Source organism: Pseudoalteromonas sp. ESRF-bin5 (assembly GCF_002632075.1).
Taxonomy (GTDB): domain Bacteria; phylum Pseudomonadota; class Gammaproteobacteria; order Enterobacterales; family Alteromonadaceae; genus Pseudoalteromonas; species Pseudoalteromonas marina.
This window is the reverse complement of sequence record NZ_NTLW01000177.1, coordinates 1-10,330: the sequence shown is the minus strand read 5'-3', so window position 1 is coordinate 10,330 and position 10,330 is coordinate 1. Positions and strand designations below refer to the sequence as shown.

General features: G+C 41.9%; 9 protein-coding genes. 7 read left to right on the top strand and 2 right to left on the bottom strand.

Features of this window, described 5'->3' with window-relative positions:
- Nucleotides 1-477 precede the first annotated feature (477 nt).
- Nucleotides 478-3,618 (bottom strand): ribonuclease E, encoded by a 3,141-nt coding sequence (rne, locus tag BCG07_RS10625; RefSeq protein WP_286890059.1) that lies wholly within the window; start codon nucleotides 3,616-3,618, stop codon nucleotides 478-480.
- A 778-nt stretch (nucleotides 3,619-4,396) separates the two neighbouring features.
- On the opposite strand from rne, the gene rluC reads away from it, so the two are divergent.
- Both rluC and BCG07_RS10615 read left to right on the top strand, forming a co-directional pair.
- The gene (gene rluC / locus BCG07_RS10620) at nucleotides 4,397-5,359 is read left to right on the top strand and encodes a 23S rRNA pseudouridine(955/2504/2580) synthase RluC (protein WP_006792311.1); all 963 of its coding nucleotides are present in this window, start codon (nucleotides 4,397-4,399) and stop codon (nucleotides 5,357-5,359) included.
- 3 nt (nucleotides 5,360-5,362) lie between these two features.
- Nucleotides 5,363-6,013 carry an HAD-IA family hydrolase gene (locus BCG07_RS10615; protein WP_286890057.1) on the top strand — a complete coding sequence of 217 codons (651 nt, stop codon included), beginning with the start codon at nucleotides 5,363-5,365 and terminating at the stop codon, nucleotides 6,011-6,013.
- A 15-nt stretch (nucleotides 6,014-6,028) separates the two neighbouring features.
- Here BCG07_RS10615 and BCG07_RS10610 read toward each other — a convergent pair whose 3' ends face one another.
- Complete coding sequence (locus tag BCG07_RS10610) at nucleotides 6,029-6,625, bottom strand: Maf family protein (protein WP_039037883.1); 597 nt, start codon at nucleotides 6,623-6,625, stop codon at nucleotides 6,029-6,031.
- Nucleotides 6,626-6,756: 131 nt separating this feature from the next.
- Here BCG07_RS10610 and yceD point away from each other — a divergent pair, with 131 nt between their 5' ends.
- From yceD to fabG, 5 genes are read left to right on the top strand one after another with little or no spacing between them, the layout of a single operon-like run.
- The gene (yceD, locus tag BCG07_RS10605; protein ID WP_008126337.1) at nucleotides 6,757-7,281 is read left to right on the top strand and encodes a 23S rRNA accumulation protein YceD; all 525 of its coding nucleotides are present in this window, start codon (nucleotides 6,757-6,759) and stop codon (nucleotides 7,279-7,281) included.
- 10 nt (nucleotides 7,282-7,291) lie between these two features.
- Nucleotides 7,292-7,462, top strand: coding sequence for a 50S ribosomal protein L32 (rpmF, locus tag BCG07_RS10600; protein ID WP_004587686.1), 171 nt, complete (start codon nucleotides 7,292-7,294; stop codon nucleotides 7,460-7,462).
- 12 nt (nucleotides 7,463-7,474) lie between these two features.
- Nucleotides 7,475-8,515 carry a phosphate acyltransferase PlsX gene (gene plsX, locus BCG07_RS10595; RefSeq protein WP_010557311.1) on the top strand — a complete coding sequence of 347 codons (1,041 nt, stop codon included), beginning with the start codon at nucleotides 7,475-7,477 and terminating at the stop codon, nucleotides 8,513-8,515.
- Nucleotides 8,516-8,568: 53 nt separating this feature from the next.
- Nucleotides 8,569-9,495, top strand: coding sequence for an ACP S-malonyltransferase (gene fabD, locus BCG07_RS10590; protein WP_039037881.1), 927 nt, complete (start codon nucleotides 8,569-8,571; stop codon nucleotides 9,493-9,495).
- A gap of 10 nt (nucleotides 9,496-9,505) precedes the next feature.
- Complete coding sequence (fabG, locus tag BCG07_RS10585; protein ID WP_006792305.1) at nucleotides 9,506-10,252, top strand: 3-oxoacyl-ACP reductase FabG; 747 nt, start codon at nucleotides 9,506-9,508, stop codon at nucleotides 10,250-10,252.
- The last annotated feature ends 78 nt before the right edge of the window (nucleotides 10,253-10,330 follow it).

The following is a 10,330-nucleotide window of genomic DNA, read 5'->3' as shown; positions in this document are numbered from 1 at the left end:
AAGTTTCACGCCTACAGGGTAAAGTGTAAGTTGATTTTTTAGACGTTGAACTTGATCACGTTAGAAGCGCAGCTTCAAATTTTAAAGATCTTAATTGTACAAAGAGAAGAGAATGAGGAGAAAATGAGCAGACAAAAAAATTTAAGCCGCATTTTCACTTCTCTAAAAGCGCAGCGTCTCTTAATCTCTTTGTGCATATTTGTTTTTAAGGATATAAATCTAGCATTTAAAGCCAGCAAGCAGCCGCCTAGGGGTAAAGTTTGATATTTATTTGTAGACTAAGAGCTTTCTCAAGTTATAAGCGAAGTTTCTTATTTTTTATAAATAAAATAGGACCACCGAGAGCACCGAGGCGCTTCGCGCTTCACAGAGAAGACGTTAGTAATTTGATAGTCACTTCTTCTTACTTCTCCTTCACTTAAAACAAAAAAGCCCCGCTATTTAAAATAGCGGGGCTTTTAAATTAAGCGTTATTTACTAATCAGCGCTTAATGTTTTTGTCATTGCAGAACTTGCACGTCCAGCAGGTTTAATTGAACCCGGGCGTAAACCACTATCAGGGATAAGTTCACGTTTATCGTGAGCCATAGCCACTGGTACATGTTTTACTTCACTATCTGCTGCTGGAGCAGGTTGTGCCATTGGCGCACTTGCGTGTCCTTTAGTGATCACTGTTTTAGAATTTAAAGTTGCCTCAGCCGCTTTCTCAACTACTGGTGCTTCTTTAGCTTCTACAGGCGTCTCTGTAGTCTCAACCGGTACCACTTCAGCTTCTAAAGCTGGTTCTTCAGCTTTAACTGGTTCTTCAGCTTTAACTGGCTCTTCAGCTTGCACTGGTTCTTCAGTTTGTACTGGTTCTTCAGCTTGCACTGGTTCTTCAGTTTGCACTGGTTCTTCAGTTTGCACTGGTTCTTCAGTTTGCACTGGTTCTTCAGTTTGCACTGGCTCTTCAGCTTTAACTGGTTCTTCAGCTTTTACTGGTTCTTCAGTTTGCACTGGTTCTTCAGCTTGCACTGGCTCTTCAGTTTGGACTGGCTCTTCAGCTTTTACTTGCTCTTGAGCAACTTCAACTTTAGCTAAATCTTCAACAGCAACTGCTTGTTCAACCTGTTCAGAAGCGTCAACAGCCGTTTCTTCCGATTTTGCTTTGAGTTCTGCTTCGTACTCTGCAGCAGCTTGGTCAGCAACCGGTACAAAAGCAGGGGCTTCATCAGATTTAGCTTCAGCACTTTCACCTTCAGGACGGCGACGACGCTGACCTGATGCACGAAGATGGCGAGGAGAACGACGCGAACGTGTACGTGTTTGCTCTTCTTCAGTTGCTACAGTTTCATCTTTCGACTCAACAGTCTCTACTTTTTCTTCTTTTACAGGTGCTGGCTTTTCAGCGGCTACTGGCTTTTCTTGAGCTTCAGGCTTTGCTTGAACCTGCGGCTTTTCTTCTACTGCAGCTGTTTCAACAGGAGTTTGTTCAGTTGCTTGTAGTTGCTCAGCGTTTTCGTCCTGAATACGTACTTTCTTACGAACGTTACGACGTTGACGACGAACCTTAGGCTTATGCTCTTTAGGTGCTTCTGCAGCATTCGTATCAGCATTTGCTTTTGCAGGCACATCTGCCGCTTTAGTTTGATCTTTATCTGCTTTGTGCTCAGGGCGCTTACGAGAGTTAGAATTACGACGACGCTTGTTGCGGTTTTCGTTCTTCTCTTGGTTCTCGTTTGCTACCGGTGAATTAGTTTTTGTTTCTACTTCATCAGTATTGCGGTCTGTGCGCTGTTTAGAGCGAGGGTTATTACGACGACGTTGATTGTTATTACGACGACGATTATCGTTTCCACGACGTTTATTATTACGTGCTTCTTCTTGCTGCTTTTCAACGGCTTCTTTTTTCTGCTCAGGTGTTTCGCTAGCAAAAATAGATTTAAACCAGTTAGCAAGTGCAGTAAATAAACCCGCTTCTTCCTTAGCGGCTACCGCTGCAGGTTTAGCTGCTGGAGCCGGCGCTGCTTGTGGAGCAGGGCTTGAAGGCATGACAACACCTTTCAGCATAGGCTCTTCACGAACAGGTGCTGCAGGCGATTTTGACATTTCAAACGCTTCTGGTTCAGGCGCAACAACTTGCTCGTAACTTACTGTTTCAAGTGTTTCGTCTTTACGTAAGCGCATTACTTCGTAGTGTGGTGTTTCCATGTGTTGATTAGGAATAATCACTACATCACACTTGTGATGCTTTTCAATACGGTGAACACTACGGCGTTGTTCGTTTAACAAGTAGGCGGCAACAGCAACAGGTACTTGTGCATTTACTTGAGAAGTGTTGTCTTTAATTGCTTCTTCTTCAATTAAACGAAGGATAGACAGAGCAATAGACTCGTTAGAACGAACCGTGCCTTGGCCACTACAACGAGGACACACACCTTGGCTTGCTTCACCTAATGAAGGGCGTAGGCGCTGACGCGACATTTCAAGTAAACCAAAGCGAGAAATTTTACCAATTTGTACACGAGCACGATCTGGGCGCGCAGCGTCTTTTAAGCGGTTTTCTACTTCACGCTGGTGACGTGGCGGTGTCATATCGATGAAATCTATAACAATTAAACCACCTAAGTCGCGTAAACGTAATTGGCGTGCAATTTCGTCAGCTGCTTCAAGGTTAGTATTAAGTGCTGTTTCTTCAATATCGCCGCCTTTTGTAGCTTTAGACGAGTTGATATCGATAGACGTAAGTGCTTCAGTAGGGTCAATAACAATTGAACCGCCTGATGGTAAACGCACTTCACGTTGGAACGCAGACTCAATTTGGCTTTCAATTTGGTAATGCGTAAATAACGGTGTGTCGCCTTGGTAAAGCTTAACGCGGCTCATAAAGTCAGGACGAAAACGCTCAATGTGCGCTTTAGCTTCTTCAAAAACACGTGGCTTATCAATTAAAATTTCGCCAATATCACGACGTAAATAATCACGAATCGCACGGAAAATTACGTTGCTTTCTTGGTGAATTAAAAACGGCGCTTTAGCACTGTCGGCAGCTTGTCTAATAGCTTCCCAGTGAACTAATAACGCTTTTAAATCGTAATTTAATTCTTCAAACGATTTACCAACACCCGCAGTACGTACAATTAAGCCCATACCTTTAGGTAGTTCTAAACGGCTGAGTGCTTCTTTAAGTTCGGTACGCTCATCACCTTCAATACGGCGAGAAATACCGCCAGCACGAGGGTTATTAGGCATAAGTACCAAGTAACTACCAGCAACACTAATAAAAGTTGTTAACGCTGCGCCTTTTTGGCCACGTTCTTCTTTATCAACCTGAATTATTACTTCTTGGCCTTCTTTGATCACGTCACGAATATTCGGACGACCGTTAAAGGTGTAACCAGCAGGGAAGTAAGTGCGGGCAATTTCTTTTAAAGGAAGGAAACCATGACGATCAGCACCGTAATCAACAAATGCTGCTTCTAAAGATGGTTCAATGCGTGTGATTTTGCCTTTATAAATATTGGCTTTTTTCTGTTCGTGACCTGGGCTTTCTATATCTAAATCATATAGGCGCTGGCCATCAACCAGTGCTACGCGCATTTCTTCTTGCTGCGTTGCATTGATTAGCATACGTTTCATATTGTTACTCTATTAAATTATGTCGCTGACATGACGATGTTTTCTCGCCTGTTCAGTTGTTCCTATTTTTAGAATGTGCAGCCTCACGACTGGGTCTTTAACGGAACGGCTCTGTATTTTCGTAAGCAGTATTTTTTAAATGCTGGCAAACAATAGCGTACTAAACGCTATTAAATTCTTAATGGTGTTAAAACTGTCGGCTTTTCAGCTACGTCTACAAGTTTTACCCAGAAGTCGGCCTGTCATATCAATCTTATTAAATGTCATTCATATTAGGCGCGTAGGGCTCATTAAGTGGGTGAGCAATACAGTGTGATGTATCGCTAAATCCTGGTTTAAGAGCAAAATTCGCTGCCGATGTTAATGAATACTTATTTATTAGATTTTTTTAGTTCTAAATAAGCTGCTTTACGGTACTACAATAATTGAGCAGTTGCTGAACGGCGCTTTTTACGCCGTCACTATCAGACAAATTATCTGTTCATTGCTTTTTCAATCGCATTAAAAACCACTTCATGTTCAAACTTAACCTGCAATATATTACGCGCATTGCTGTTAGTTGACCGCACGTGTTTACTAGGTATGTATAAAAGCTTTGGAAAACTTAACTCGGATCTGTATGATCGGCTACCCAGAATGTGCATCACGAATGTTTTAATGTGTTAAGTTAAAAAGCACCGTTGTTATTTGCAAATACTAAATATTTGCGCTGCTGATTATCCCACTATTATAACTGTGTTAGCAACTAAATTATTTTACTTAAATCAGTGATTAGGCAATGTCAGAAAAAACCGGCTTACAAGTATCTTTTGTCACAATCAACGAAGACCATTTAGGTCAGCGAATTGATAACTTTCTTATTACCCATTTAAAAGGGGTGCCTAAAAGCGCAATCTACAAAATTCTTCGTAAAGGCGAGGTGCGTGTAAATAAAAAACGTATTAAGCCAGTATATAAATTACAGTTAGACGACATCATTCGTATCCCACCTATAAAAGTGGCAGAGCGCGAAGAGTTTGTGCCTTCAAAACTAGATAAAGTAACGCGCCTCGAAGACGATATTTTATTTGAAGACAAATACCTCATTGTTATAAATAAACCGTCGGGCATGGCTGTTCATGGTGGCAGTGGTTTAAGTTATGGCTTAATAGAAGCGCTGCGCGTACTTCGCCCAGAAGAGCGCAACCTTGAGCTGGTGCACAGGCTAGACCGCGATACATCAGGATGTTTACTCATTTCAAAACGCCGCTCAGTTTTAACATCGTTACACGAGCAACTTCGTGAAAAAACCATGGAAAAAAACTATTGGGCGTTAGTTGACGGCCAGTGGGATGGTAAAACTAAAAACGTAACCGAAGGCCTGCGCAAAAACACGCTTAAATCGGGCGAGCGCGTTGTACGTGTAGATAATGTTGAAGGCAAACCGTCGCATACTCGTTTTAAAGTACTAGAGCGTTTTAACGAATGTTCACTTGTACAAGCGTCGCCAGTGACAGGGCGAACACACCAAATTCGTGTACACACCCAATGCAAAGGGCATCCAATTGCATGCGACGACAAATACGGTGACCAAGCGTTTGACGCAGGAATGCGCAAAGTAGGTTTAAATCGCTTATTTTTACACGCGCACGATTTAAGTTTTTATCACCCTAAAAACGAAACCACTATGCGTGTAGAAGCACCCCTTGATAAAGCCCTTAGCAATTGCTTATTAAAGTTACGCGCAGCTAAAGAGTCTTAATGTATGGCCAGTAATCAATACAAATTAGTTATTTTTGATTGGGACGGCACCATCATGGACTCAATTGACAAAATAGTTAACTGTATTAAATGCAGTGCACAATCTTTAAATATTGCACCGCCAAGCGACACCGCAATAAAAAATATTATTGGGCTGTCGCTTGAAAAGGCAATGGCGGTGTTATTCCCCAGTCACCCAACAAAGCAAACCGCACTAATTAATGCATACAAGGCACATTATAAAGTTGACCCAACACCTACACCTGTATTTGATGATGTAGCAAACGTACTCAATGCCCTTAAACAAAACGGGGCAGTACTTGCTATTGCAACAGGTAAAGGAAGAGACGGCTTAGAACGCTTATTAGATCAAAGCCAGCTGAGGCATTTTTTTAGTGCCACCCGCACAAGTAACGACGCACAGTCTAAACCCTCACCCGATATGCTTTATCAATTATTAGCGGAGCTTGGCGTAAGTGCCAACGAAGCTGTAATGATAGGTGATACACAAATTGATATGGCAATGGGTAGGGCAGCAAACATGGACCGAATAGGCGTTACTATGGGTGTACACAATGCACAGCAATTAAGTGAGTATGACCCAATTGCAACAGTCGATAGCTACCAACAGTTGCAACAGGTTTTAATAGGCTAATACTAACAGAAAGCGTTATTTAGTTTGTAAGCTCAACACATCAACATTAAACTCAGCTAATAATTGGCTGAGTTTAATGAGTGGCAAACCAATTAAACTATTGGGATCGTCACCGCTTAGTTTTTCAAATAAACAAATGCCGAGTCCTTCACTTTTAAAGCTACCAGCACAATTATAAGGCTGTTCTGCATCGCAGTATGCGCTAATTTGCGCTGTAGTGAGTGTTTTAAAAGTCACATTAAATGGTTCAACAAGGCTTCTACTTTGCCCACTTTGAATATCAAAAACACATAATCCGGTTAAAAAAGTAACTGTTTGGCCACTAAACAGGCTCAATTGCTTTACGGCGTTTTCTTTAGTGTGCGGCTTACCTAAAATTTGGTCATTAAACACAGCCACTTGATCAGAGCCAATAACTAAACCTTCGTTAAAATGTTTAGTAGCTTCAGTAGCTTTAAGTTCACTTAAACGCTTAACTAACTCATTGGGTGTTTCGTTTTCAAGGGCTGATTCGTCAACATCGGGTGAAAAGGCTTTAAACGGTAAATTAAATTTTTGTAATAAAGACTGCCTAAAAGGCGAGCTTGAGGCTAAAATAAGCGAGTGCTTCATGAATGGTTTTCCTAAGATAAATCAGATTGAGTTAGGATAAATCAGATCCGTGAGTAAAACACGTGAAAAACCTAGTAAAAATGGTTTTTTACTTTGACTAACAAACTAACTATCTATATGATGCAGCCCCTATGCAAAAGGTAAAAATTCCCTTCACTCTTCATCCTGGGAAAGCAGCGCAACACCGTTTATCATACGATGGTATTGTACCGCTTGAAAAACTGACTCGTTTACGAGGTGTTGTACAGGAAGAAGTAGGTGAAATAGCGGTAAAAATTCAGTGCAAAAACGATGAGCAAGGTTTAGTTGTGATTAGCGGCAATTTGTCCACACACGTTACTGTAACTTGTCAACGTTGTAATGATGATTTAGGGTTGGATTTGGATCAAGACTTTATGTATTCGCCAATTGGCTTGGATGCTGAGTCGGATGATCTTCCAGAAGACTACGATGAAGTAGCGCTTGATGAAAACGGTGAAATTAACGTGTTTGAGTTAATCGAAGACGAATTAATTTTAGCGGTGCCATTAGTGCCTACACACAACGAAGCTTCGTGCAATTACTCGTCAAAGCCTGCCAGCTTTGGTGTATTAAAAGCGGAAGATGATAAACCAAATCCATTTGATATTTTGAAACAACTTAAGAAAGATTCTTAGGAGAAGACTAATGGCTGTACAAAAAAGCAAAAAGTCTCGTGCAAGACGCGGCATGCGCCGTTCACACGATGCGATCAACGGTCCAACTTTAACAGTTGACCAAACTTCAGGTGAGACTCATCGTCGTCACCATGTAACTGCTGACGGTTACTACAAAGGCGTTCAAGTAATTTCTAACTAAGAGATTGCTTTGATGCTGAATAATCTAACCATAGCGTTAGATATGATGGGGGGCGATTACGGCCCCCGTTCATCTATTCCTGCTGCTGTTAGTGCAGTAAACGCTCACGCCAACCTTACACTTATACTGTGTGGTAACGAGCAAGTTATATCTAAAGAACTCGAATCCCTCGATTCTTTATCTCACCCAAGACTCATAATTCGTCATTGCAGTGAAATAGTCACTAATGCCTGCGAACCTGCTGTTGCTGTTCGTTCAAAAAAAGATTCTTCAATGCGCGTTGCCCTTGATTTAGTTAAATCAGGCGAGGCTCAAGCATGCGTAAGTTCAGGTAATACTGGCGCGTTATTTTTTATGGCGCATTACGTATTAAAAATGTTGCCTGGTGTAAAACGTCCCGCACTTATTTCATCTGTACCAACAGAGCGTAAAAATCCAGTGTATTTACTCGACTTAGGCGCAAACGTACATTGCGATAGCGAAATACTCTACCAATTTGGTCTAATGGGCTCCGTGGTTGCAGGCCAAGCGCTTGGTTGTGATAACCCGCGCGTAAGTTTGTTAAACATTGGTGCCGAAGACATAAAAGGCCACGACGACATAAAACACGCTGCGCAATTAATGCAGCAAAGCCCACATATAAATTATATTGGTTACAGTGAAGGTAGCGATATTTTTACAGGTAAGGCCGACGTTATCGTATGTGAAGGGTTTGTTGGCAACGTTGCCCTTAAAACCTGTGAAGGTATTGCCAAACTTATCATGAATAAGTTCTCAAAAGCCCTCGAAAAACACCTTATATATAAATGTATGGCGTTTATCCTTAGCCCAATCATAAAAAAACTCTATAAAAGGGTGAACCCCGACCAGTATAACGGTGCTTCTCTGGTAGGATTGCGCGGTATTGTCGTTAAAAGCCATGGAAACGCCTCAGCTAAGGCATTTCAAGCAGCAATCGATGAAGCGGTAAAAGAAGTTGAACGCCAACTTCCCACTAAAATAGCCGCTATTTTCGAAAAAACACATTCTAAAGACACGGTGGCCAATCAGTAAATTGATGTGCCGTGTATTTCATTATTTATTTGTTTAATTAAAAAGAGCAAAGTATGGCACAAAAAATTGCACTTCTATTCCCAGGTCAAGGTTCGCAAAGCGTAGGTATGTTACAAGCGCTTTTAGAAACCTCCGACATTGTAAAATCAACGTTTGCAGAAGCATCAACCGCATTGGGATACGACTTAGCAGCGTTAGTTCTTAACGGTCCAGAAGAAAAACTAAACGAAACCCACCGAACTCAACCTGCATTATTAACCGCAAGTGTTGCGATTTATCGCGACTGGTTAGCTAAAAACCCAGACGCCGATGTTGTCATGGCCGGGCACAGCTTAGGTGAATATTCAGCACTGGTATGCAGTAACGTAATTAGTTTAAGCGAAGCTGTAAAATTAGTAGAAAACCGTGGCTTGTACATGCAAGAAGCCGTACCTGCAGGTGTGGGATCGATGGCGGCTATTATTGGTTTAGGCGACGACGAAATTAAAGCGGCGTGTGCAGCATCGGCGCAAGGCGAAGTTGTATCGCCAGTTAACTACAATTCACCAGGTCAAGTTGTAATAGCCGGGCATAAAGCGGCAGTAGATAGAGCCTCAGTAGCCTGTAAAGAAGCGGGCGCAAAACGCGCATTACCGCTATCGGTTAGTGTGCCTTCGCACTGCGAACTGATGAAGCCGGCAGCAGAAAAACTGGCGAATGATTTAGCCGCTTTAACATTTAATACACCTAAGTGTGATGTAATCAATAATGTAGATGTAAAAGCAGAAAGTTCAGCTAACGCGATTAAAGATGCACTTGTGCGTCAATTATACAGTCCAGTACGCTGGACAGAAACCGTGCAAGCATTAGTAGCGCAAGGTGTAACGCAGAGCTACGAATTTGGTCCGGGTAAAGTATTAACAGGCTTGGCAAAACGAATTGATAAAGCAATGGTATGTGGCTCAGTAAACGACGCCGCTTCAATTGATACAGCTAAATAAGAGTAAAAAAATGTCTAACTTATTTTCTTTAGAGGGCAAAGTTGTCCTAATTACAGGCGCAAGCCGTGGTATTGGTAAAGCAATTGCAACTATGCTGGTTGCACAAGGCGCAAAAGTCGCTGGTACAGCAACAAGCGAGTCAGGTGCGGCTAACATTAGTGACTATTTAGGTGATAACGGTAAAGGTTATGCATTGAACGTCACCGATCCAGCTTCAATTGAGGCTACTTTGGCAGCAATAAAAGCCGACTTAGGCGATATTGACGTACTAGTAAATAACGCAGGTATCACGCGCGACAATTTACTGATGCGAATGAAAGAAGCCGAGTGGGACGATATTATCGACACCAACCTAAGCTCTATTTTCCGTTTGTCTAAGGCAGTATTACGCCCAATGATGAAGAAAAAGAACGGCCGTATTATTAATATTGGTTCGGTAGTAGGCACTATGGGTAATGCAGGGCAAGCTAACTACGCTGCAGCTAAAGCGGGTGTTATTGGTTTTTCTAAATCACTTGCACGCGAAGTTGCCTCGCGCGGTATTACAGTAAACGTAATTGCACCGGGTTTTATCCAAACAGATATGACCAACGAGCTAACCGATGACCAAAAAGCAGCCACTTTAGCTAATGTGCCAGCGGGTCGTTTAGGTCAACCTGACGAAATTGCAGCTGCAGTGTGTTATTTAGCATCTGACGCTGCTGCGTATGTATCAGGCGAAACTTTGCATGTAAATGGCGCGATGTATATGGTTTAATAACCATATAGCCATTACAAGAGTAAAATTAAGTTGGCATAATTCACTAAAAAACATTGAATTATTTGTGAACTTGCT

Bases quoted from the DNA above. Each gene is read 5' to 3' on its own strand.
- rne (WP_286890059.1), bottom strand. From the start codon at position 3,618: ATGAAACGTATGCTAATCAATGCAACGCAGCAAGAAGAAATGCGCGTA.
- rluC (WP_006792311.1), top strand. From the start codon at position 4,397: ATGTCAGAAAAAACCGGCTTACAAGTATCTTTTGTCACAATCAACGAA.
- BCG07_RS10615 (WP_286890057.1), top strand. From the start codon at position 5,363: ATGGCCAGTAATCAATACAAATTAGTTATTTTTGATTGGGACGGCACC.
- BCG07_RS10610 (WP_039037883.1), bottom strand. From the start codon at position 6,625: ATGAAGCACTCGCTTATTTTAGCCTCAAGCTCGCCTTTTAGGCAGTCT.
- yceD (WP_008126337.1), top strand. From the start codon at position 6,757: ATGCAAAAGGTAAAAATTCCCTTCACTCTTCATCCTGGGAAAGCAGCG.
- rpmF (WP_004587686.1), top strand. From the start codon at position 7,292: ATGGCTGTACAAAAAAGCAAAAAGTCTCGTGCAAGACGCGGCATGCGC.
- plsX (WP_010557311.1), top strand. From the start codon at position 7,475: ATGCTGAATAATCTAACCATAGCGTTAGATATGATGGGGGGCGATTAC.
- fabD (WP_039037881.1), top strand. From the start codon at position 8,569: ATGGCACAAAAAATTGCACTTCTATTCCCAGGTCAAGGTTCGCAAAGC.
- fabG (WP_006792305.1), top strand. From the start codon at position 9,506: ATGTCTAACTTATTTTCTTTAGAGGGCAAAGTTGTCCTAATTACAGGC.